The 22947-nt window shown below is 58.8% G+C and carries 26 protein-coding genes; 24 read left to right on the forward strand and 2 right to left on the reverse strand.

Annotated features, from left to right (window positions below):
- Positions 1-222: 222 nt before the first annotated feature.
- From flhA to ARC85_RS02930, 16 genes are all read left to right on the forward strand, one after another.
- Positions 223-2397, forward strand: coding sequence for a flagellar biosynthesis protein FlhA (flhA, locus tag ARC85_RS02855; RefSeq protein WP_278351312.1), 2175 nt, complete (start codon positions 223-225; stop codon positions 2395-2397).
- Between the two features lie 55 nt (positions 2398-2452).
- Positions 2453-3772, forward strand: a complete 1320-nt coding sequence (gene flhF / locus ARC85_RS02860) for a flagellar biosynthesis GTPase FlhF (protein WP_286714257.1) — start codon at positions 2453-2455, stop codon at positions 3770-3772.
- Between the two features lie 72 nt (positions 3773-3844).
- On the forward strand, positions 3845-4657 hold the full coding sequence (locus tag ARC85_RS02865) for a MinD/ParA family protein (protein WP_114433356.1): 813 nt from the start codon (positions 3845-3847) through the stop codon (positions 4655-4657).
- A 32-nt stretch (positions 4658-4689) separates the two neighbouring features.
- Positions 4690-5433: an RNA polymerase sigma factor FliA gene (locus ARC85_RS02870; RefSeq protein ID WP_286714258.1), complete on the forward strand. Its 744-nt coding sequence runs from the start codon at positions 4690-4692 to the stop codon at positions 5431-5433.
- Positions 5434-5594: 161 nt separating this feature from the next.
- The gene (cheY, locus tag ARC85_RS02875; RefSeq protein ID WP_011785448.1) at positions 5595-5978 is read left to right on the forward strand and encodes a chemotaxis response regulator CheY; all 384 of its coding nucleotides are present in this window, start codon (positions 5595-5597) and stop codon (positions 5976-5978) included.
- Positions 5979-5999: 21 nt separating this feature from the next.
- Positions 6000-6785, forward strand: a complete 786-nt coding sequence (locus ARC85_RS02880) for a protein phosphatase CheZ (protein ID WP_114433352.1) — start codon at positions 6000-6002, stop codon at positions 6783-6785.
- Between the two features lie 18 nt (positions 6786-6803).
- Entirely contained in the window at positions 6804-8933 is a 2130-nt protein-coding gene (locus ARC85_RS02885; RefSeq protein WP_286714259.1) for a chemotaxis protein CheA, read from the forward strand.
- 33 nt (positions 8934-8966) lie between these two features.
- On the forward strand, positions 8967-10112 hold the full coding sequence (locus tag ARC85_RS02890) for a protein-glutamate methylesterase/protein-glutamine glutaminase (RefSeq protein WP_286714260.1): 1146 nt from the start codon (positions 8967-8969) through the stop codon (positions 10110-10112).
- On the forward strand, positions 10112-10852 hold the full coding sequence (locus ARC85_RS02895; RefSeq protein WP_222179981.1) for a flagellar motor protein: 741 nt from the start codon (positions 10112-10114) through the stop codon (positions 10850-10852). Before ARC85_RS02890 ends, ARC85_RS02895 begins: the two co-directional genes overlap by 1 nt.
- Before the next feature lie 19 nt (positions 10853-10871).
- Entirely contained in the window at positions 10872-11654 is a 783-nt protein-coding gene (gene motD / locus ARC85_RS02900; protein WP_286714261.1) for a flagellar motor protein MotD, read from the forward strand.
- A 23-nt stretch (positions 11655-11677) separates the two neighbouring features.
- Positions 11678-11824 (forward strand): hypothetical protein, encoded by a 147-nt coding sequence (locus tag ARC85_RS02905; RefSeq protein WP_286714262.1) that lies wholly within the window; start codon positions 11678-11680, stop codon positions 11822-11824.
- Positions 11825-11845: 21 nt separating this feature from the next.
- Positions 11846-12643 carry a ParA family protein gene (locus ARC85_RS02910; RefSeq protein WP_011785442.1) on the forward strand — a complete coding sequence of 266 codons (798 nt, stop codon included), beginning with the start codon at positions 11846-11848 and terminating at the stop codon, positions 12641-12643.
- Positions 12636-13418, forward strand: a complete 783-nt coding sequence (locus ARC85_RS02915; RefSeq protein ID WP_286714263.1) for a chemotaxis protein CheW — start codon at positions 12636-12638, stop codon at positions 13416-13418. The genes ARC85_RS02910 and ARC85_RS02915 overlap by 8 nt, the downstream gene beginning before the upstream one ends.
- Positions 13419-13547: 129 nt before the next feature.
- A complete protein-coding gene (locus tag ARC85_RS02920) occupies positions 13548-14036 on the forward strand; it encodes a chemotaxis protein CheW (protein ID WP_011785440.1) in 489 nt (162 codons plus the stop codon).
- 62 nt (positions 14037-14098) lie between these two features.
- On the forward strand, positions 14099-14491 hold the full coding sequence (locus ARC85_RS02925; RefSeq protein WP_286714264.1) for a DUF2802 domain-containing protein: 393 nt from the start codon (positions 14099-14101) through the stop codon (positions 14489-14491).
- Positions 14492-14517: 26 nt separating this feature from the next.
- Positions 14518-15183: a protein-L-isoaspartate O-methyltransferase family protein gene (locus ARC85_RS02930; RefSeq protein WP_286714265.1), complete on the forward strand. Its 666-nt coding sequence runs from the start codon at positions 14518-14520 to the stop codon at positions 15181-15183.
- Here the strand turns inward: ARC85_RS02930 and ARC85_RS02935 are convergent.
- Positions 15163-15483: an EscU/YscU/HrcU family type III secretion system export apparatus switch protein gene (locus ARC85_RS02935; protein WP_278351317.1), complete on the reverse strand. Its 321-nt coding sequence runs from the start codon at positions 15481-15483 to the stop codon at positions 15163-15165. The two genes, ARC85_RS02930 and ARC85_RS02935, sit on opposite strands and share 21 nt — an antisense overlap.
- Entirely contained in the window at positions 15480-16844 is a 1365-nt protein-coding gene (fliK, locus tag ARC85_RS02940; RefSeq protein ID WP_379945157.1) for a flagellar hook-length control protein FliK, read from the reverse strand. Before fliK ends, ARC85_RS02935 begins: the two co-directional genes overlap by 4 nt.
- Before the next feature lie 160 nt (positions 16845-17004).
- On the opposite strand from fliK, the gene ccmA reads away from it, so the two are divergent.
- Genes ccmA through ARC85_RS02980 form a run of 8 tightly spaced genes read left to right on the forward strand, consistent with a single transcriptional unit; the run spans position 17005 to position 22938 of the window.
- Positions 17005-17643 (forward strand): cytochrome c biogenesis heme-transporting ATPase CcmA, encoded by a 639-nt coding sequence (gene ccmA / locus ARC85_RS02945; RefSeq protein WP_278351319.1) that lies wholly within the window; start codon positions 17005-17007, stop codon positions 17641-17643.
- Positions 17633-18358 (forward strand): heme exporter protein CcmB, encoded by a 726-nt coding sequence (ccmB, locus tag ARC85_RS02950; protein ID WP_011785433.1) that lies wholly within the window; start codon positions 17633-17635, stop codon positions 18356-18358. The genes ccmA and ccmB overlap by 11 nt, the downstream gene beginning before the upstream one ends.
- Before the next feature lie 58 nt (positions 18359-18416).
- A complete protein-coding gene (locus tag ARC85_RS02955; RefSeq protein WP_273029826.1) occupies positions 18417-19160 on the forward strand; it encodes a heme ABC transporter permease in 744 nt (247 codons plus the stop codon).
- Positions 19161-19163: 3 nt separating this feature from the next.
- Entirely contained in the window at positions 19164-19397 is a 234-nt protein-coding gene (ccmD, locus tag ARC85_RS02960; protein WP_278351320.1) for a heme exporter protein CcmD, read from the forward strand.
- A 14-nt stretch (positions 19398-19411) separates the two neighbouring features.
- Positions 19412-19891 carry a cytochrome c maturation protein CcmE gene (ccmE, locus tag ARC85_RS02965; RefSeq protein WP_278351321.1) on the forward strand — a complete coding sequence of 160 codons (480 nt, stop codon included), beginning with the start codon at positions 19412-19414 and terminating at the stop codon, positions 19889-19891.
- A 34-nt stretch (positions 19892-19925) separates the two neighbouring features.
- Complete coding sequence (locus ARC85_RS02970; protein ID WP_286714266.1) at positions 19926-21923, forward strand: heme lyase CcmF/NrfE family subunit; 1998 nt, start codon at positions 19926-19928, stop codon at positions 21921-21923.
- On the forward strand, positions 21920-22456 hold the full coding sequence (locus ARC85_RS02975; RefSeq protein ID WP_286714267.1) for a DsbE family thiol:disulfide interchange protein: 537 nt from the start codon (positions 21920-21922) through the stop codon (positions 22454-22456). Before ARC85_RS02970 ends, ARC85_RS02975 begins: the two co-directional genes overlap by 4 nt.
- Positions 22456-22938 carry a cytochrome c-type biogenesis protein gene (locus tag ARC85_RS02980; protein ID WP_278351324.1) on the forward strand — a complete coding sequence of 161 codons (483 nt, stop codon included), beginning with the start codon at positions 22456-22458 and terminating at the stop codon, positions 22936-22938. The genes ARC85_RS02975 and ARC85_RS02980 overlap by 1 nt, the downstream gene beginning before the upstream one ends.
- Positions 22939-22947: the final 9 nt, after the last annotated feature.

A 22947-nucleotide genomic window follows, 5' to 3' on the forward strand; every position in this document is an offset into this window, starting at 1 on the left:
GGGTCACCTGTGTGTTCGGGTTTCTGGCTTGAATCGGGATAGTGCAAATGGCGAAAGGATACCGTATCTGGGCTTCTGCGTCAGGCGTTGAACGGTGGTCAGACGTCAAATTTTGCAAGGGCTGGTACGGTTCTTGCGATACCTCCCGGAAAGCGACGTCCGGTGTCAGATTTTCGACCCGGAAATTGCCCGCAAGCCCAGATACGTGGAGACAGATCCGGCATGGACAGAGCGCTAGTCCTTAACAACGTCAAATCCCTGACGCGGGGGAACCTCGGCATCCCCCTGATGCTGATGGGGCTGCTTGGCATGATGATTCTGCCAATGCCGGCGTTCCTGCTGGATGTGTTCTTCACCTTTAATATCACCCTGTCCATCGTCATTCTGCTGGTCTGTGTGTACGCCATGCGGCCGATGGAATTTGCTTCCTTCCCCACGGTGTTGCTGGTGGCCACCCTGTTGCGCCTGGGCCTGAACGTGGCGTCCACCCGGATTGTATTGCTGAACGGCCATGAGGGTGGCGATGCCGCCGGTAAGGTGATCGAGTCTTTTGGTGAAGTCCTGATTGGTGGTAACTACGCCGTCGGTCTCGTGGTCTTTGCCATCCTCATGATCATCAACTTCCTGGTTGTCACCAAAGGTGCTGGCCGGGTGTCTGAAGTCAGTGCCCGCTTTACCCTGGACGCCATGCCCGGCAAGCAGATGGCGATTGATGCGGATTTGAACGCCGGCCTGATCAACCAGGACGAGGCCAAGTCACGCCGCTCGGAAATTGCCCAGGAAGCCGATTTTTACGGCTCCATGGACGGTGCCTCGAAGTTCGTGAAAGGCGATGCCGTTGCCGGGTTGCTGATTCTGGCCATCAACATCGTCGGTGGTGTGGCTATCGGCATGATGCAGCACGGTCTGGATTTCGGTCTGGCGATGGAGCGTTATGCGCTGCTGACCATCGGTGACGGCCTGGTCGCCCAGATTCCTTCCCTGCTGCTCTCCACGTCTGCCGCCATCATGGTTACCCGGGTAACCTCCAGCCAGGACATGGGCGGCCAGATCATTCAGCAGATGTTCAGTGCGCCCAAGGCGTTGGGCATTGCGGCCGGTATCCTGATTCTGCTGGGCCTGATTCCGGGGATGCCCCACATCGCATTTCTTGGCCTGGGCTTGCTGGCAGCCGGCGCAGCCTGGTTGATCTGGAAGAAACAGCAGCAGACGGTTGAAGATGAAGGCGGCTTTGTAGGTCGTGGGGGCATGGCCGGTGGGGCGGCCCGCCAGGGTGCGGAAATTTCCCCGGATCGTCCGGGTGGCGAGGGGCAGGCATTGCCGGCACCGGGGGAAACCCGCGAGCTGGGCTGGGATGACGTGGCCACGGTGGACATTGTCGGGCTGGAAGTGGGCTACCGGCTGATCCCGCTGGTGGACAAATCCCAGGGTGGACAATTGCTCAGCCGAATCAAAGGGGTTCGTAAGAAGCTCTCGCAGGATCTGGGCTTCCTCATGCCCTCGGTGCACATTCGCGACAACCTGGATCTGATGCCGAACGTCTACCGGATTACCCTGATGGGTGTGACCATCGCCGAGGCCGAGATTCATCCGGAACGGGAGCTGGCCATTGATCCGGGGCAGGTGTTCGGCAAGGTGGAAGGTATTGCCGGCAAGGATCCTGCTTTCGGCCTCGACGCCATCTGGATTGAATCCGACAGGAAAGACCAGGCCCAGACGCTGGGTTACACCGTGGTGGATGCGAGCACCGTGGTGGCGACACACCTGAACCAGATCCTGCAGAAACACGCTCACGAACTGATCGGCCACGAGGAAGCCCAGAAGTGGCTGGACCAGCTGGAGAAGATTTCGCCCAAGCTGGCAGAGGAGCTGGTGCCGACCACCATTTCCATCAGCATCCTCTTGAAAGTGTTGCAGAACCTGTTGAAAGAAGAAGTGCCGGTGCGGGACATGCGCTCCATCGCCGAGGCCATTGTGAACGTGCATCCGAAGAGTCAGGACCCGAAAGTGCTGACCACGGTGGCCCGCCAGGCCCTGCGCCGAATGATTGTTCAGAGTATCTGCGGCAACGACGCCGAAATCCCCGTTATCACGTTGGATCCAGACCTGGAACAGTTATTGCTAAAGTCTGTTCAGCAGAGTCAACAATCCGGCGGTCAGGATGACATTGGTCTGGTGCTTGAGCCCAACATGGTGGAAAAGCTGCAACGATCCCTTCAGGACAGCGTGCAGCGCCAGGAAATGCTCGGCAAGCCTGCCATCCTGCTGGTTTCAGGGCCCTTGCGGCCAGTACTGGCGAAGTTTGCCAGCTATGGGGTAGAGCGTTTGCATGTGCTCTCGTACCAGGAAATCCCGGATAACAAACAGATCACGATAGTCGCCTCTGTAGGTCAATAAACCGACGGAGCATCGCGGGAAGCCAGAGCGCTTGCCGTTGGGAGGATGAAGCAGCATGAAAGTAAAACGGTTTTTTGCGCAGTCCATGGCTGAGGCCCTGAAGCAGGTAAGCCACGAAATGGGGCCGGATGCCGTTATTCTGTCTAACCGCCGGGTTGATGGTGGTGTCGAGATCGTGACGGCACTCGACTACGACGAAAACATGGCGCGCCAGCGTCTGGGTGAAAGAGCGGTTGAAGCCACCAACGGCTCCCGCCTGGCAGAGATGCAGGCTGAGCAGCATCGTCGGCTGGAAGAGGAGCTGAACCGGTCCCGCAGCCGCATTCGTGAGGTTCGGGAAAAGCGCGCGGGAAATGCGTCGTCAGGCGGCACGGCATCGTCCATGTCTTTCGAGACCGCCGATTTTCCGGCGTCACTTTCCGGTACTGTTGTGGCCGAAAAGCCGGCTTCCGGCAGAGAATCCGGTACCGGTGGCTATGCCGATGAACTGGCCAGTATGCGTGCCGAGATCAGCTCTCTGCGTGATCTGGTCAGTGGCAAGGTGGCGTCCACCACTCAGGCTGACGGTGGAAACAGCGCGGTACAGCAACGCTTGGCCGAGCGGCTGCAGGAGTTCGGTCTGGGCGCGGAGCTGGCCGGCTCTCTGTCCCGACGGCACCGGGCCGGGCGCCTGGAAGATGGCTGGAAGCAGTCACTGAAAATGCTGGCGACCGGCGTTCGCACCGGTCGCGAAGACTGGCTTGATGCCGGGGGGATCTATGCCCTGGTCGGGCCGACCGGGTCTGGCAAAACCACCACCATTGGCAAACTGGCGGCTCGCTATGTGCTGGAGCATGGCCCGGATTCGTTGGCCCTGGTGACCACCGACCGCTACCGTGTGGCCGCCCATGAGCAGCTGTTTGTGTTCGGCAGAATCCTGAATGTGCCCGTGCGGGTGGTGGATGAGAGCCATTCCCTGGATGACATTCTTGATGAACTGTCGGATAGGCACCTGGTACTGATTGACACTGCCGGCCTGACCAGTGCCGACCGTGGTTACCAGGAACAACTGGCGGAGTTGGCTCGCAGCGATCACAATATCCGTACACATCTGGTGGTCTCTGCCACCAGTCAGCCACGTATCATGAAATCCGTGTGGCATTGCTATAAGATGGCAAACCTTGCAGGCTGCATCATGACCAAGATTGATGAAGCCCTGACCCTGGGCGAAGCGCTCGGATTCGTTATGGAGACCAGCTTGCCGGTGGCCTGGTACACCGATGGCCAGAAGATACCGGAAGATCTCCAAAGGGCGGAGGCTATCCCGCTGGTGCGTCTGGGCGTAGAAAGGCTCAGGGCCGTGCAGAGCGCGCAGGCAATAGCCGAAGGTGCCTGAGCCTCGCCAGCGACAGAATAAAACACCGGCACGCGTGCCCGTACAAGAACGTAGTAAGAGACTGATAACAGTATGAGCAGACCACATCCGGTTCAGGTGATTGCGGTTTCCGGCGGCAAGGGCGGTGTCGGCAAGAGCAATGTTTCGGTCAACCTAGGTATCGCCCTGGCCCAGAAGGGGCGCCGGGTTGTCTTGCTGGACGCGGATCTTGGGCTCGCCAACATCGATGTGTTGCTTGGCATTACCGCCAATCGAAATCTGCAAGACGTACTCAACGGCGATTGTGATCTGAAAGATGTGCTGGTGAATGGCCCAGGTGGCATCAAGATTGTTCCGGCATCATCCGGCACCCAGCGTATGACCCAGCTCAGCGCCATGGAACATGCCGGCCTGATCAATGCCTTCAGTGAGCTGGGCGACCAGATTGACGTTCTGATTGTGGATACCGCCGCGGGTATTTCTGAATCGGTGGTCAGCTTCCTGAGGGCGTCGCAGGAGCTTCTGCTGGTGGTCTGCGACGAACCTACTTCCATTACCGATGCCTACGCGCTGATCAAACTGATGAACCGGGATTACGGCACCAACCGCTTCCGCATCCTGGCAAACCAGGTTCGCAACGAGCAGGAAGGCCGCCATCTGTTTGAAAAACTGACCAGGGTCACCGAGCGTTTCCTGGATGTGGCACTACAATATGTAGGTATCGTGCCTTACGACGAGGCCGTCAAGAAAGCCGTCCAAAGACAGAAAGCGGTATTGGATGCCTATCCGAGGGCGAAAGCCTCGCTGGCTATCCGGGCTCTGGCCGAAAAAGTGGATAGCTGGCCTTTGCCGTCCTCTCCCAGGGGGCATCTCGAATTCTTCGTGGAGCGGCTCGTCGAAGTCTGATCTGAATCCAGTCCTACAAGAAAACCGGATACATGACATTGGCGAAAAATCTGGGTATTTACCATCAGGCCGGCGCCAGGAGCCCTTCAGCCCTGATTGAAGAGCATGCGCCGCTGGTCAAGAAAATCGCCCTTCATCTCATGGCTCGACTGCCCGCATCGGTGCAGCTCGAAGACCTTATGCAGGCCGGTATGATTGGCCTGCTGGAGGCTGCGCAGCGCTATTCTTCAGGCAAGGGCGCCACCTTTGAAACCTATGCAGGCATTCGCATCCGCGGCGCCATGGTGGACGAAATCCGCAAAGGCGACTGGGTGCCCCGCTCAGTGCACCGCAACGCCCGGCGAATCGCCAGTGCCATCAAACAAGTGGAAGATCGTACCGGGCGCGAGGCCCAGGATGCCGAAGTAGCTGAAGAGCTTGGCATTGGTCTGGACGAATATCACGCTTCACTGGCCGACGCCAACAGTGGCCGACTTTTTAGCCTTGATGAGCTCAATGAATCCGGCGAGCTGCCGATAGAAGAAGCAGAGGCCAGCGATAATCCGCTGGACGGTATTGCTTCCGGCGCTTTCCAGCGCAGTCTGGCGGACGCCATCGAGCAGTTGCCTGAGCGCGAAAAGCTGGTGTTGAGCCTGTATTACCAGGAAGAACTGAACCTCAAGGAAATCGGCGCAGTGCTTGGGGTCAGTGAGAGCCGGGTAAGCCAGATTCACAGCCAGGCGGCACTGCGGCTGCGCAGCCGGTTGGCCGAGTGGCGGGATAGTGACAACGACTGATCAGCCGGGTGCTGTGTTTCTCTTTCAGCAGGCTGTGTAGCTTTTGGTAACCGATGCTTTACAACGTGCGCAAACACCACACAATAAGCGGTTAAGGTAGCAGCCTGCTAGACTTTCAAAAAGGCTGAATGAATTCCGGGTGTTACTGACTGGAGGTCCCATTGGACAAGAACATGAAAATTCTCATTGTGGATGACTTCTCCACAATGCGACGAATCATCAAGAACCTGCTGCGAGATCTTGGCTTCACCAATACAGATGAGGCCGATGATGGCAACACGGCGTTGCCCATGCTCCGAAGCGGCAAGTACGACTTCCTGGTGACTGACTGGAACATGCCCGGCATGTCGGGCTTTGATCTTCTCAAAGCTGTCCGCGCTGACGAAAACCTGAAGAACCTGCCGGTTCTGATGGTGACGGCAGAAGCCAAGCGGGACCAGATCGTGGCCGCGGCTCAGGCCGGGGTAAACGGATATGTGGTCAAGCCTTTTACGGCAGCCGTGCTCAAGGAAAAGATCGAGAAAATCTTCGAACGAATCCAGTAACCAGAGGTCGGATGGCTCGCCATGAGTGATACCAAACAGAACCATCAGGGCCTTGATCCGGAGGTGGCGGAGAAACTGCAAAAGCAGGCCTCCGACCTGGCTGAGAATGTAAACGCCGGGAATTATGCCAAGGCGATGACCCTGATCAATGAACTGAGCGAGGTTCGCGATCAGAGTCTGTACCGGGAAGTGGGCCGACTCACCCGCAGCCTCCATGAGGCAATCCGGAACTTCCAGATAGACCCGCGTAATGCCGAGCAGAAAGAAGTCCTGTCGAAGATGAGCGACGCTTCTGACCGTCTGGCCTATGTGGTGCAGATGACCAGCCAGGCAGCGAACCGCACCATGGACCTGGTCGAGGAAAGCATGCCCGTGGCTCATTCCATGAGGGATGAAGCGGTTGCCTTGCGGGACGAGTGGCAGCGTCTGCGCCGCCGTGAAATGGAACCTGCGGAGTTTCGCGAGTTGTATGGTCGCATCGACAAGTTCTTCGCCGGCCTGACCACAGACTCTGACAGTCTGTACCAGAATCTGTCGGAAATCCTGCTGGCTCAGGACTTCCAGGATCTTACTGGCCAGGTTATCCAGAAGGTCACCGCTTTGGTGAAAGAAGTGGAAGACAATCTTCTTGGCTTGGTAGTGATGGCCAGCCACGTGGATCAGCTGACCGGCACGGTGCACCAGATTGAAGAAAAAGAAGAATCGGCCGAAAAAGGGGTAGGGCCCCAGATCAAGGCCGATGAGCGGGAAGATGTAGTTTCGGGACAGGACGATGTGGACGATCTGCTGTCCAGTCTCGGATTCTGATAATAAAGAGGGTGACGCATGGCGTTAGATGCTGATGAAGAGATCCTGCAGGACTTCCTGGTAGAAGCCGGCGAGATACTCGAAAAGTTGTCGGAGCAGCTGGTGGATCTGGAGCAGCATCCCGATGACAGCGATCTGCTGAACGCCATTTTCCGTGGCTTCCATACCGTGAAAGGGGGCGCAGGCTTCCTTCAGCTGGAGGCACTGGTTAACTGCTGCCACTCGGCAGAGAACGTGTTCGATATTCTCCGGAATCACAAGCGCAAGGTCACTCCGGAACTGATGGACGTGGTTCTGGAGGCGCTGGACAACGTTAACGCCATGTTCGAAGAAGTTCGAAACCGGGAAGAACCAACGCCCGCGCCGGACGAACTGATCGAAGCCCTGGACGCCCTCGCCAAACCCGAGTCAGAGGATGCACCAGCGGCGGAAGCGCCAACCCCGGCACCGGAGCCGTCGTCTGCGGAGGTCGGGCAGCAAGGGGACCAGGGCGATATCACTGACGAAGAATTCGAGCAGTTGCTGGACGCGTTGGCGGATGAAAAATCCGACGGCCAGAAACCGGCCGGCAACGAGCAGGTGAGCAATCCGGCTGAATCCGCCGGCAGCTCAGACAGTGATGAAATTACCGACGACGAATTTGAGGCCTTGCTGGATCAACTCCACGGCAAGGGCCAGTTTGCCGGCGCGCCTGCGGAAGAGGAAACAGCCAAGGCAGATACCAGCACCAGCGGTGGTTCAGAAAAATCATCCGCTGACGCCGATCTGATTTCCGACGACGAATTCGAGAACCTGCTGGACGAACTGCATGGCAAGGGCGCCGGCCCAAGTGCCGGGTCTTCCGACAGCGAGCCCAAACCGGCGCCTGCTCCATCCGGCAAGGCCGAACCGGCCCCGGAACCAAAGAAAGCAGAAGCCAAAGCCGAGAGCACGGCCGCTGCCAAGCCGGCCTCTGCGCCCGCGCCTGCCCGTGAGGCCGCACCCGCTGGTGAAACCACGGTTCGGGTAGATACCAAGCGCCTGGACGACATCATGAACATGGTGGGCGAACTGGTGCTGGTACGGAACCGCCTGCAGCGTTTGGGTTCCGAAAGCGAAGACGAACACATGCACAAGGCGGTGGCCAACCTCGACGTAGTGACTACGGATCTTCAGGCTGCCGTCATGCAAACACGGATGCAGCCGATCAAGAAAGTATTCGGCCGTTTCCCGAGGGTGGTGCGTGATCTGGCCCGAAGCCTGAAAAAAGAAGTGAACCTGGTGATGCACGGTGAGGAAACCGACCTGGATAAAAACCTGGTCGAGGCGCTGGCTGACCCACTTGTGCACCTGGTCCGAAACTCCGTGGATCACGGTGTCGAAGCGCCGGACGTACGGGAGAAGGCCGGAAAACCCCGAGCCGGAACCGTGACCCTGTCGGCGGAGCAGGAAGGCGACCATATATTGCTGTCCATCGTCGACGACGGTGCCGGTATGGATCCCAATGTCCTGCGCCGCAAGGCGGTAGAAAAGGGTCTGTACGATCAGGATGCGGCAGACCGCCTTACCGACAACGAGTGCTTCAATCTTATCTTTGCGGCCGGTTTCTCCACCAAAGACCAGATTTCCGATGTCTCCGGTCGCGGTGTCGGCATGGACGTGGTGAAAACCAAGATCGGCCAGCTCAATGGCCAGATCAATATCATGTCCGAGCAGGGCAAGGGCACCAGCATTATTATCAAGGTGCCTCTGACGCTGGCCATCATGCCAACCCTGATGATCATGTTGGGTGACCAGTCTTTCGCGCTGCCGTTGGTGAATGTGGTGGAGATCTTCCACCTGGATCTGACCAAGACCAACATTGTCGATGGCAAAGAGTGCATTGTGGTGCGGGACAAGGTGTTCCCGCTGTTCCACATCAAGCGCTGGCTGGTACATGGCGCGGCCGGTCAGGCCGAGCCGGAGAACGCGCACGTGGTGATTGTAGCCATGGGCACCAAGCAGGTCGGCTTTGTGGTTGACCAATTGATTGGCCAGGAAGAAGTGGTGATCAAGCCTCTGGGCCGGGCCCTGCAGGGGACGCCGGGTATGGCAGGCGCCACCATCACCGGTGATGGCCGTATCGCCCTGATTATTGATGTGCCGAGCCTCCTGCAGCACTACGGCTGAGCAGGAATTTCCGGGATTGTGTAGGAGAAATGGATGACAGTTTCTGTCCTGGTCGTGGATGATTCGGGCTTCTTTCGCAAACGGCTGACGGAAATCCTGACGGCCTCGGGCCAGATTAAAGTGATAGGCGCCGCCACCAATGGGCGGGAAGGGGTCGAGCTGGCGGAAAAGCTGCGCCCCGATGTGATCACGATGGATTACGAGATGCCGGTGATGGACGGCATCTCTGCCGTTCGCGAGATCATGCGCAAGCATCCTACTCCGGTGTTGATGTTCTCGTCTCTGACCTACGAAGGTGCCCGCGTTACCCTGGATGCCCTGGAAGCCGGGGCGGTGGATTTCCTGCCCAAGAATTTTGAGGAAATTGCCAGGGATACCAGTCAGCTTCAGAAAATCCTCATCCAGCGCATTCTGGATGTGGCTGGTAGCCGACCCGGTGCCCGATCAGCGCCTGCGGCCCCGCGGCCGGCGACGCCTGCACCGGAACCCCGCCGGGAGCCTGCCGAGCGTTCTGGTTCGCGTCTGACCCGCCCGGCAACGCCGGAACCCCGTAAAGAGCCTGCAGCCTCCGAGCCAGTTCGTAGACCCGCCAGAAAAACCGCGACCAGGCATTACAGCGTGGTGGCCATCGGCACCTCCACCGGTGGCCCCGTCGCGCTGCAAAAGGTGCTCACGGCGTTACCGGCCTCGTTTCCGGCGCCCATTGTGCTGGTTCAGCATATGCCGGCCAGTTTTACCCCGGCCTTTGCTGAGCGGCTCAACAAGTTGTGTCGCATTGAGGTGCGTCAGGCCGAGGACGGCGACGTGCTCCGCCCGGGGCTGGCCCTGCTGGCGCCGGGTGGCAAGCAGATGATGATCGAAAGTCGCGGCGGGCAGGCGAAAGTGCGGATCCTTCCGGGCGACGATCGGCTGAATTACAAACCCTGTGTGGATGTTACCTTTGGTTCTCTGGCCCGGAGCTTTCCTGGCAAAACTCTGGGGCTGATACTCACGGGCATGGGGTCCGATGGCAAGGAAGGCTGCCGGATGATGAAGCAGTCTGGTTCTGTGATCTGGTCCCAGGACGAGAAATCCTCGGTTATCTATGGCATGCCCATGGCCGTAGCCAAAGCCGGACTGAGCGACGAGATTCTGGCGCTGGAGGAAATTGGCGCACGGCTGGTTGAAGGTGTGAGCTGATGGATATTCTGAGCCTGCTCGGAATCATCCTGGCGTTCGTGGCCATCCTGGGCGGCAATCTGCTGGAAGGTGGTGCTGTCAGTTCCCTGTTCAACGGTCCGGCCGGGTTGATCGTGGTTGGCGGGACCCTGGCGGCGACCATCCTGCAAACCTCCTGGCCGATGCTCAAACGTGCCTTCGGGCAGGTTCGCTGGGTATTTGTGCCGCCCTACATCTCACTGGAAGATGGTATTGGCAAGGTCATCGACTGGAGCGTCAAGGCCCGCAAACAGGGCCTGCTGGGACTGGAAGGGTTGGCGGAAAGAGAGCCGGAACCGTTCGCCCGGAAAGGGCTGCAGTTGCTGGTTGATGGTGCCGAGCCCGAGTCCATTCGCAGCATCATGGAAGTGGATCTGGAAACCCGGGAACAGCGCGATCTGGAGTCGGCCAGGGTCTATGAGGCCATGGGCGGGTATTCCCCCACTATCGGTATTATCGGGGCGGTCATGGGCCTGATTCAGGTCATGACCAACCTGGAAGATCCCCAATCCCTTGGCGGTGGAATCGCGACCGCCTTCGTGGCGACCATCTACGGCGTTGCCCTGGCTAACCTGTTGTTCTTTCCGGTGGCCAATAAATTGCGGGGCATCGTCAAGGAACGCACCCGCTATGAGGACATGATGATCGATGGCATTATCGCCATTGCCGAGGGCGAAAACCCGAAATCCATCGAATTGAGACTGCGGGGCTTCCTGCAGTAATTCCGGGCCAGGGCTTCCTATGCGCCGTCGCAGACCACCCCAGGATGATCTCCACAACAAGGAACGCTGGCTGATTTCCTATGCGGATTTCATCACGCTTCTGTTTGCCTTTTTCGTGGTGATGTACTCGGTGTCTTCGGTGAATGAGGGCAAATACAAGGTGCTGTCCGAAACCTTCACCGGTGTCTTCAACGCGCCCCAACGCTCATTGCAGCCCGTTACCGTGGGCGGCCAGCCGGTCCGGGCGCCGCAACAACAGCATGAAGATGTTATTCCGCCGCCGGTTACCGAGGCGCCTCATAATCCGGAACTGGATGCCGAGGGTCGCACCGAGGCTTTGCGAACCATGGCCAGCCAGCTTGCCATGGAGTTCGACGAACTGATCAACCAGGGTGTTGTGAGCCTGGAAACCAGCAGTGAGTGGATTGAGCTTAACCTGCCGAACAGCATGCTCTTTGGCAGTGGGGATGCCGAGCCCCATTACGACTCCTTTGAAGTCATCGAAAAGATCGCCAGTGTACTGCGCAATCGCGACAACGCGGTCAAGGTGGAAGGCTTTACCGACAATCAGCCTATCCGTACCAGCCGCTTCCCGTCCAACTGGGAGTTGTCCACTGCCCGTGCAGCGGCGGTGGCCCGGATGTTGATGCTGGAGGGCATCGAGCCAGAGCGCCTGGCAGCGGTGGGTTATGGTCAATACCAGCCCGTGGCCCGCAACGATACCGAGGAGGGGCGGCGGCGTAACCGCCGGGTGGTTCTGCTGATCTCCCGGGATGCAAGCATCCGGGGGGCGGTGCGCTGATCACCTGCCGGTGGCAGATGCGTATGGCTGAGCTGGCACACTTCCTGTATTACCTGTTGTTCATCGTCCGAATCGGCAAGGGGTTGCCGCAAAACCATCGATTCGGCTTTCAAGTTACCCGTATCCTTGCCGATAAGTTGAACAGAGGCCGGCGCATGGCGCCAGGCTGAGCCGTTACCGGAGAACAAAACGTGCGTATCTGGGCTGTAGCCAATCAAAAAGGTGGAGTGGGGAAGACAACCTCTGTGGTCGCCCTGGGCGGACTGCTGGCCCAACGTGGCAAGCGTGTGCTGGTGGTTGATCTGGATCCGCACGGGTCGCTGACCAGCTGGTTTGGTTATGACCCGGATACTATTGCCCACAGCGTGTTTGACCTGTTTCAGCATCAGGGCAAGGTCCCTGAAGGCCTGCCGGCGCAACTGATCACCGATACCGGTTGCCCCGGGCTGTCGCTGCTGCCTGCCAGTACTGCACTGGCCACCCTGGAGCGTCGGATGATTGGCGTTGAGGGTATGGGGCTGATTGTCTCCCGTGCCCTGGCCCAGTTGTGGGATGATTTTGACTACGTGATTCTCGACAACACGCCGTCGCTGGGTGTGCTCATGGTGAATGCACTGGCCGCTGCCCAGTACCTGGTGATTCCGGTACAGACCGAGTTTCTGGCCATCAAGGGCCTGGAACGAATGCTGCACACCCTGCAAATGATCATGCGCTCCCAGAAGAACGAATTACCGTACATGATTGTTCCCACACTCTATGATCGCCGGACCCAGGCTTCGGTCAAGAGCCTTAATCTGTTGCGCAAGACCTATCAGGATACCCTCTGGCGGTTCGCCGTACCGGTTGATACCAAATTCCGGGATGCCAGCCAGGCTGGTGTTATTCCGTCGCAACTGGACGCAGAAACCCACGGTGTCCGGGCTTATGATCATTTGTTGGACGACCTCCTGAAGCGAACTGGTTCGGTGAAGGAGCGTCAGCATGGCTGACAGAAAAATGACACAGCTGGCGGCGCCGGAAGCGGCCATTGCCAGTTATCTGGATGAATTGCTGCACACCGCCACCAGCACAGCGCTTCAGGAAGAACAGGTAAAGCCTGAGCCGGAGCCGGTAGTGGCGCAACCGGAACCGGAACCGGAACTGCCGAAGCCGGTAAAAACCGAAGCAAAGCCTGTCACCAGAACCCGTCCTCGCCCGACTGTTCAGGCACCTGTGGTGGAACAGAAAGCGCCGGAGCCGGTTCAGACAGCGGCGCCAGCAACGGCCCCGGGCGACAATGGCGACACCCCGCCGGCGCGCCCGGACTGGTCGGAAGAGCCGTTTGAGTGCCTGATTTTTACGGTGGCAGGGTTGCAGCTGGCGGTGCCGCTGGTTCTGTTGGGCGCCATCCATCGTATTGAAGAAGAGATCCGACCAATTCCTGGCAGCCCCAGGTGGTACATGGGCATACGGCCGGATCGGGACCACAACCTGCGGGTTGTGGACACCGCCGAGTGGATCATGGCAGGCAGGGTACCGGCTGGTGCCCGGGATAATTATCGATTTGTGATCCGGCTGGATGACAGTGAGTGGGGGCTGGCCTGCGATGATGTGGCCCAGTCTTTCACGCTGCGGCCGGATGAAGTGCGCTGGCGCACAGCCCGCAGCAAGCGCCCATGGCTGGCGGGTACCGTGGTTGACCACATGTGTGCGCTGATTGACGTGCGCACCATGGCACACCTGCTGGTGCGGGCGGAGCGTGAACACCATCTGGATCTGAGTTAAACAGTTCCGTTACTCAATGAAACCGTGTGAGGCTGGCACGGTTTGTGCCCTTAACTATAGTATTGGGCACTGATGATGAATTTTTGACGATCAGGTTGCCCGCCGGGCAGCCGAGAAGGAGAGAGTGCTATGGCATCCCCGAGCGGACAGCAAAATCAGGCCCAGGACGATCAGGTACTGCAGTACGTGACTTTCCGCCTGGATGACGAAACCTATGGCATCAACGTGATGCAGATCCAGGAAGTGCTGCGCTACACGGAAATCGCGCCGGTTCCCGGAGCCCCGGATTATGTACTGGGGATCATCAACCTGCGGGGTAACGTGGTTACGGTTATCGATACCCGTCGCCGGTTCGGGTTGGCGGACGCGGAAGTGACCGATGCCACCCGGATCGTGGTCATGGAATCGTCCAGCCAGGTGATGGGCATTCTGGTGGATTCCGTGGCTGAGGTGGTTTATCTCAAGGCCAGTGAAATTGAAACTGCACCTAACGTGGGGAACGAGGAAAGTGCCAAGTTCATCCAGGGCGTGTGCAACAAGAACGGCGAGCTGATCATTCTCGTCGAATTTGACAAGATGCTGTCAGACCACGAGTGGGCTGAAATCGCGTCGCTGTAACCGGCTTTTCACAGCGCAGTGATGGACGTCTTCCGTGGTCACCAATAACGGAGACGTCCACTATGAGTTTCACCATTCCCTCCTGGCTCCCCTGGGGCCTGACCGCTGCATCCATCACCCTGGTTCTGGTTCAGGGCGTTATCCATGGCCGGCGTATCCGGGCCTTGCAGGCTTCTCTCAAGCATCGTTGCGATACCCTTGGTCGTGAACTGCATGCTACCACCAGTGGCAGTCTTGGCGTGGGCCAGCGCCTGGTTGCCTGTGAACGGCAGATTCACGAGCTCAAGAACACACTGGAAGAAATGCGGCAGAATGACCCGTTGCGAATTTCTTACGACGAAGCCGCGCGACTGGTTGATCTTGGCGCGGATATCGACGATCTTATGAATACCTGCGGAATTTCCCGTCCGGAGGCCGAGCTGGTTTCCGCCCTGAAGAGGCGACAGGCGGCCTGATCCGGCGTTTTATCGGATGCTGCTGAATGAAGAAACTGTATCAGAGGGCCGTTGAGGCCCTCGCTGTTGTTTCCCGCCCCGATTTTGTTTCCGGTGCCGATCTTGTCCCTTCCATCACCGGCCACTCCATTCCCCGAGAAGAAACGGTTCGGCACCTGCTGGGCCTGATTCCCGAGATCGAACCAGACCACGTGGTGATGCATGTCGGTGGTGGCTCCGGTTATCTGACCGCCGTGCTGGCGGATCTGGCTCACCGGGTGGTCTATGTTGATCGCAACCCGGCGCTGGTGGAGAAGGCCCGCGAGCGCTTTTTCAAGCACGGCGCCCATAATGTGGATGTTGTTGAGGCTTCGGCAGATACCGGGCTGGAACTGGACTCGCCCTGTGACCTGATTCTGTGTACCACCTTCATTCCGGACCCCAAGATGCTTTTGCCGAACCTGCGCGAGGGCGGGAATCTGGTATGCCTGGAGGGGCGGGCGGGGCCGGTGCCCAGTGTCGCCATGTTCCAGCGTAAAGGCGACAAGCTGGAACGGGTCAGAACCCTGGGCTGGGTAGATTTCAACCGTAACTCCGAACAGATTCTGATTGATCTTGGCGTGGTTTCCGAAGCGGCCCTGTCTACCGCCGTTGCGCCGCGCAAAGGTGAGCATTGGCAGCAGGCCTGGGCGCTACGTTCCCTGATCCATTGATGGGTTATTTTCCTCCGGCCGGGCATCTCCGGGTGTCCGGCCCCGGATGTGGAAAGCAAACGCCAGAATCTCCGCGATCACCCGGTACAACTCTTCCGGAATCTCTTCATTCAACGACAGACGCGCCAGAATGCCGGCAAGCTCGGCATTCTCGTACAGCGGGACATTGTTGTCGCGGGCAATCCGGATAATCTCCTCGGCCAGCTCCCAGGTGCCGGTTGCGGAGATAACCGGTGCACGTTCACCGTCGTACTTGAGGGCGACAGCGGCCGGGATGTTGTCCTGTGATGTGTTGGTCATGCCTTGGTATCCACCAGTCGGTGTTCCAGCCGGGTTTGCATCTGCTGTGGGCTGCCCCTGCGACAGTCCAGGTCGGTGACTTCCAGCCCGAGGTCGTTCAGGCTTTGTCGCAGCAGTGGCAGCTCGCGATGCACGGTTCTCAGGGTGCTCTGGTTTTCCGCCCAGACCAGAGCGCTCACGGACGGAGGCCGGAAAGTGACATCGAAATGCAGCGGGCCCGCCTTGTCCAGATCCATCGACAGGGACAACCGCCACTCACTGGCGCTGGCCCGTTCCGGGCGGTTGCTGCCGTCCTTCTCCTGAGAGTACTGTTCCAGTCGTAATTGCGCCGTTCTGGGTTCCTGTTGCGGCGTTAACCATGGCAGTTCAATCAGCAGAGTGTTCACGGGCACGCCCGGTTCGGCGCCGGCCCGGGCATTCAGCGTCTGGCTGTGCAGCTGGTTTACGGTAATCCGGTTCAGCATGCCGGCTAGCAGGCGCAGGGTCTGCCCGACCGTGGCTGGCTCCCCCGTGTTCTGAGAGGCGGTCGGCGCTGGTGCTCTTGGAAACTGCAATGGTGCCTGCAGCAAATCCTGGCTGGACAGGGGTGTCAGCCGGTTGAATTGCTCTGGCCCCTGGTTCTGGCTGGCGAGCAGAGCCGACACCACCTTTAACAGTACCAGTTTAAGATCCGGCTGGCTGGCGGCGGAAGGGCCGGCCTGTAACAATCGAGCCTCGGAAAACAGGCCGCTTTCAGACAACCACTGCCGTACCTGCGTGGCCATGGACTCGGCCTTGCCGGCGCCCGGAGTCAGAGCGTCTGCCTTGGGTAACTGATTGAACAGATTTTGCAGGGCCTGTTGCGCGGGCGCTGGCAGAGGCTGTGCACTGGTGGCGGATGGCAATTGCCCGGGTTGGGGCGGCAATTTCAGGCCCTGGCTCAGGGCGGTGAACAGTTGTGACAGACCACCCTGAAGGTTCTGTTGCCAGGGCAGTCGCTGCGCCAGAGCCCGGGCGACTGCGCTCTCCTGGCCCGGCGCCAGCTTGCCCATCAGCTGCAGTTCGTTACCGGCACGCATGACCTTGATCAGGTCACCTACGGACAGATCCGGTGGCCGGTTGCCTGCCGATACTTTCAGGGATTGTCCTCGCAGTTCCAGCAACAGCTCATGGCTTCCACCTTTCTGTCGCAGGATGTCGGCCACTTTGGCCAATGCTGTCTCCCGATCTGCCAGCTGCAACTGGGCCAGTTGTTGCCTGGCCGAGAGCGCAGCGCCGGGCTCCGTGCTGGTGCCCGGGTTAGCCTTGCCCGGGCTCCGGGTGGTCTGGTCCGGTGCGGGCTGTTTCGGGGGAATGGGTGGTTGTCCGCCGTTCAGTTTCATTAGTGTCGATTTGATGTCGGGCAAGAGTAATATGCTGGCGCTTTCGTTATAATACGCCGCGCTGGCAGTGATTGCCCTGATTTCATGTTGGCACCTGTGTGTCCTTCATTACATGCACCTGATGCCTGCTGCGCATCCATCGCTCTGAAACGGAGCCCTGATGTCCGAGCCGTTACTACAGGCGATAGATCTTGAGTGTGAACGGGACGAGCGCCTGTTGTTCCAGAATCTGTCCTTTTCCATACTGCCCGGTACGGTTACCCGTGTCGAGGGCCCCAACGGTACCGGCAAAACAACATTACTTCGAATTCTTGCTGGCCTGAACGATGCCTGGTCAGGACAATTGCTGTGGTGCGGCGAGCCCAGGGCCCGGCAACGCGAGTCCTTCCTTCGGAATACCCTTTACATCGGCCATCGCCCGGGCATCAAACCATTGCTTACACCGGTCGAGAACCTGAAAGCTCTGATGGCCGGACGTCGGGAGGTGAGCGAAGAGGTGCTGGTTCAGGCACTGGCGGGTACCGGGCTGGCAGGGTTTGAAAACGTACCATGCAGGAATCTGTCCGCCGGGCAGCAACGTCGTGTGGCGCTGGCCAGGTTACTGATTGCCGACGAGCCACTCTGGCTGCTGGACGAAGTCTTTACCGCGATTGATGCAGACGGTGTCCGTGCCATTGAGTCTCTGCTACAGCAACGCGCCGCGGAAGGTGGTGCGGTGCTGGTAACAACCCACCATGAACTCCAGTTGCCGGGTATGAAACGCATCACTCTGGGCGCCGGAGGTGTGCATGAATGCTGATCGGCGGCCGGCACTGAAGCCGGTGTCTGAATCGGTTGGCCCGATAGCCGCCATGGCGGCAGTATTTGCCAGGGATGTCCGGGTGGCTTTCCGGCAGCGGCAGGATCTGCTGAACCCGTTGCTGTTTTTCATCATGGTAGTAACCCTTTTTCCCCTGGGAGTCAGCCCGGAAGTGGCATTTCTGAAACAGTCCGGAGCCGGTATCCTTTGGGTAGCGGCTTTGCTGTCGGTGTTGCTGTCGCTGGACCATCTGTTTCGTCACGATTTTGACGATGGGACCCTGGAGCAGCTGGTACTGCAGCCTCAGCCTCTGTTCCTGCTGGTGCTGGCCAAAACAGCCGCACACTGGGTGTTGACGGGCCTGCCACTGGTGCTGTTAGCGCCGGTTTTAGGCGTTATGGTGCACCTGGACGGGAACTCTATTGCAATTCTGTGTCTAACGCTCCTGATCGGCACCCCGGTACTGAGCATGATCGGAGCTATTGGCGCAGCTTTGACCCTGGGATTGCGCTCGGCAGGCGTGCTCTTGTCACTGCTGATCATTCCGCTGTACATTCCCGTGCTGATTTTTGGTACCGGCACGGTAGCAGCGGCAGCCGAAGGCGCGCCGGTTGGCGGGTACCTGGCTCTGATGGGCGCGTTTCTGGTTCTGGCGGTAACCCTGTCGCCTTTCGCCTCGGCAGCGGCCCTGAGAATCAGTCTTTCGAACAGCTGATCGGTTCTTTGGGGCCGGCAACCAACCAAACGATAACAGTGAAGATGGTGACCAACTGATGTGGCAATTCTTTCACAAACTGGGTTCTCCCAAATGGTTCTTCGGGATTGCAACCCGGTTTATGCCGTGGTTGCTGGCGGCCGGTATTCTTCTGCTCCTTGCTGGCCTGGTCTGGGGCCTGGCGTTTGCTCCCAAGGACTATCTGCAGGGCAACAGTTACCGCATCATTTTTATCCACGTTCCCACTGCTTTTCTCGCCCAATCCATCTACATCATGATGGCGTCTGCCGCCGTGGTTACGCTGGTCTGGCGCATGAAGCTGGCGGATGTCTTCGTGAAGGCCGTGGCGCCGGTTGGCCTGGTGTTTACTTTTCTGTCGCTATTTACCGGTGCCGTCTGGGGTAAGCCTACCTGGGGGACTTGGTGGGTGTGGGATGCCCGGCTGACTTCCATGCTTATTCTGCTGTTCCTCTATGGCGGTGCCATCGCCCTGGACCGGGCCATCAATGACGAAAAATCCGCTGCCAGGGCGGTAGCGGTGCTGGTGCTGGTGGGGGTGGTAAATATCCCGATTATCAAATACTCCGTGGAGTGGTGGAATACACTGCACCAGCCGGCCACGTTCAAACTCACCGAAAAGCCCTCTATGCCCGTTGAGATGTGGGTTCCGCTGCTGCTTTCGGTGCTCGGGTTATACCTGTTGTTTGGCTGGCTGGCGTGTCTGCGCATGAAAACCGAAATTGTCATGCGGGAGCAAAAAACCCGCTGGGTGAAAGAGCTGGTGATGGCGGGGAGAGGCTGACCGATGGCGTTTGATTCTTTTTCAGCATTTATCGCAATGGAAGGCCATGGTCCCTATGTCTGGGCCTGTTATGCCGTGTTCGCCCTTCTGCTGGTGGGGCTGATGGTCTGGTCGTCCCGGCATCATCAGGCGGTTATGGCCAGCTGCAAACGCCGCTACCAGCAGCAGGAAAACAGCACCAGTGCCCGGCCAAAACAGGCCGCTACGTTCGCCCGTGTCGAAGTTTCCCAGGAATAAACAGCAGGTAATCCATGCATCCGATCCGAAAAAAACGACTGACGATTGTGCTCTTTCTGGTGGCCGGTATTGCCATTGCGGTAGGCCTGACCACCTATGCCCTCAGGCAGAATATCAACCTGTTTTACGATCCTACGGAAATTGCAGCGGGTAACGCGCCGGTTGACGTCCGCATCCGCGCCGGTGGCATGGTTGAAGAGGGCAGTGTGGCAAGGGATACCGACAGCCTGAAGGTGAACTTCCGGGTGACCGACTATGCGGCGTCGGTGCCGGTACAGTACGAGGGCATACTGCCTGATCTGTTCGCCGAAGGGCAGGGCGTGGTCGCCATGGGGCGGCTGAATGAACACGGCGTGTTCGTGGCCGATCAGGTTCTGGCCAAGCACGATGAGAACTATATGCCACCGGAAGTGGCCGAGGCGCTGGAGCGCTCTTCCAAGGGGCAGTACAAGTCTGCGGATGTGGAAAAAGCCGCGGAAACCACGGCGTACTGAGCGCTCAATTCATTTCTGACGTTGGAGAAACCCGATGTATCCGGAACTCGGACAGCTTGCACTGATTCTCTCGTTGCTGCTGGCAGTACTTCTTTCCGTGGTGCCGCTTGCGGGCGCTCTGACCGGGCGTGACAGCCTGCAGGCATTTGCCCGGCCACTGGCGTCCGGCATGTTTGTGTTCACCGCCCTGGCGTTTGCGATCCTGACCCACGCCTTTCTGGTGGATGACTTCTCGGTGGCTTATGTGGCTAATAACAGCAACAGCATGTTGCCCTGGTACTACAAGTTCAGCGCGGTCTGGGGCGGGCATGAGGGCTCGTTGCTCTTGTGGATACTGATGCTCATAGGCTGGACGCTGGCCGTTGCCATCTTCAGCCGTAAACTGCCTTCGGTGATGGTCTCCCAGGTGTTGTCGGTTCTGGGTATGGTCTCCGTTGGCTTCCTTCTGTTCATCATCCTGACCTCCAACCCCTTTGACCGTCTGTTGCCGAACGTACCGGCAGATGGGCAGGATCTGAATCCGCTGTTGCAGGACATCGGCCTGATCATGCACCCGCCCATGCTTTATATGGGGTATGTTGGTTTTTCGGTGGCCTTCGCCTTTGCCATTGCCGCCCTGATCAATGGCCGGCTGGATGCGGCCTGGGCTCGCTGGTCGCGCCCCTGGACCACGGTTGCCTGGTCCTTCCTGACCCTGGGTATTGCCCTGGGCAGCTGGTGGGCCTACTACGAGCTTGGCTGGGGTGGCTGGTGGTTCTGGGACCCGGTTGAGAACGCTTCCCTGTTGCCCTGGCTCTCGGGTACCGCCTTGATGCACTCGCTGGCGGTAACGGAAAAACGAGGGGTCTTCAAAAGCTGGACGGTGTTGCTGGCTATTGTCACTTTTGCACTGAGTCTGCTGGGTGCCTTCCTGGTGCGTTCCGGTGTGCTCACCTCCGTCCATGCCTTCGCATCAGATCCGGAGCGGGGCAGTTTCCTGCTGGCCCTGCTGGGCATCACCATTCTCGCCAGCCTGACGCTGTATGCCTTCCGGGCACCAGTGGTGCATGTCCGCTCCCGTTATGGTTCCCTGTCCCGGGAAATCTTTCTGCTCCTGAACAATGTCTTGCTGGTATCTGCCACGATGCTGGTAGCCATCGGCACACTTTACCCGCTGGTGCTGGATTATCTGGATCTGGGCAAGCTGTCCATTGGTGAACCGTTCTTCAATACCACCTTCAGCCCGCTCGCGGTGGCCACCGGCCTGCTGCTGGGCGCCGGGATTTTCTCGCGCTGGAAGAAAACCGACGGCGGCTGGCTGGCCCGTAAACTGCTGTGGCCGCTGGCGATCAGTCTGGTTGCCAGTGCCGCGGTGATGATCGGTTACGGTGGGTTTGCGCCATGGGCTTTCCTGGGGGTGTTTGCCGCCATGTGGGTGACTGTGGCCACCGCCTGGGACCTTTGGGATAAATCCGCATCCCGCAAAGGGCGCTGGCATGGCCTGAAGCGCCAGTCCCGCAGTTACTGGGGCATGGTTCTCGGGCATCTGGGGCTTGCCATGGTAATGGCCGGCGCGACGGTAGTTTCCAACTACGGGGTCGAGCGTGATGTGCGCATGCAACCGGGTGACCGCGCCATGGTGGGGGATTATGAGATTGTCTTCACAGACATTGGTGAGCGTCGCGGCCCCAACTTTACCGCCCAGTACGGCAGCTTCAATGTTTACCTGGATGGGGAACTCGTGACCGACCTCCATCCGGAAAAGCGGCAATATCCGGTCGGCATGAGTGTGATGACCGAAGCGGACATTGATGCCGGCCTGTTCCGGGATGTATTTGTGGCCATCGGCGAGCGTATAAGTGACGATGCCTGGGCTATCCGCCTGCAATACAAACCGCTGGTGCGCTGGTTGTGGCTCGGTTCCCTGGTGATGGCCATCGGTGGTTTCCTGGCGATTGCTGACAAGCGCTACCGCGTCCGTGTGCGCGACGAGGAAGCGGTGAAAAGCGGCGAGCCGGCAGTGCCGGGTAAAGTGGCGGAGGCGTCCACATGAAGCGGGTGTTGCTGTTTCTGCCGCTGCTGATTGCCGTCGGTGTGGGGGTGTTCTTGTTTGCCGGCCTGGGCAAGGACCCCACCAAACTGGAATCCGTACTGGTTGGCAAGCCTGTTCCGGAATTCAGCCTGGAATCTCTGGATAATCCGGATGTTAAGCTGGATCCTTCCGTGTTCCAGGGTGAGGTGTCCCTGCTGAACGTGTGGGCCGAGTGGTGCCCCTCCTGCTGGGACGAACACGAATACCTGATGTATCTGGCCCGGGAACAGGGCGTTCGCATTGTGGGTTTGAACTACAAGGATCAGCGGGAAAATGCTTTCCGCTTCCTGAACCGGCTGGGCAACCCCTATGAGACGATCATCTTTGACCCCAAGGGAACCCTGGGTTTTGACCTGGGCGTTTACGGCGCCCCGGAAACCTTTGTTATCGACGCGGATGGTGTGGTGCGCTATCGCCACGTAGGTGTAGTGAATCAGAAAGTCTGGGATGAAGTGCTGCTGCCCGTTATTGCCCAGGCCAGGGGGAACAGCTGATGCGTTTGTTGCCTGCTTTCTTAGCCGTATTGATGATGCTCTCGGGGCCGGCAATTGCCGAGGTGTCAGAAGTCTATGACTTTGATACCCGGGCTGAAGAACAGCGTTATCAGCAACTGATCTCTGAATTGCGCTGCCCCAAGTGTCAGAACCAGAACATCGCCGATTCCAATGCGCCCATTTCCAAGGATATGCGGGATGAGGTCTACCGTATGATGCAGGACGGTGCCTCCAACGATCAGATCGTCGGTGCCCTGGTGGATCGTTTTGGCGAGTTTGTTCAGTACAAGCCACCGGTGGATAACCGCACCATCCTGCTCTGGGCCTTTCCGGCGATTGCCACCATTGGCGGTTTTCTGATTGTGGCCGGTGTGGTGTGGCGTGCCCGCAGACGTGAAGACGAACCGCCCCTGAGTGCGGAAGACCGCGCCCGGGCAGAGCAAATTCTGGCCAGTCAAAGTGACAAGGCTGATCGCCGATAACTCCCATTC

The sequence above is a fragment of the Marinobacter sp. tcs-11 genome (assembly GCF_002049515.1).
Taxonomy (GTDB): Bacteria; Pseudomonadota; Gammaproteobacteria; order Pseudomonadales; family Oleiphilaceae; genus Marinobacter; species Marinobacter nauticus.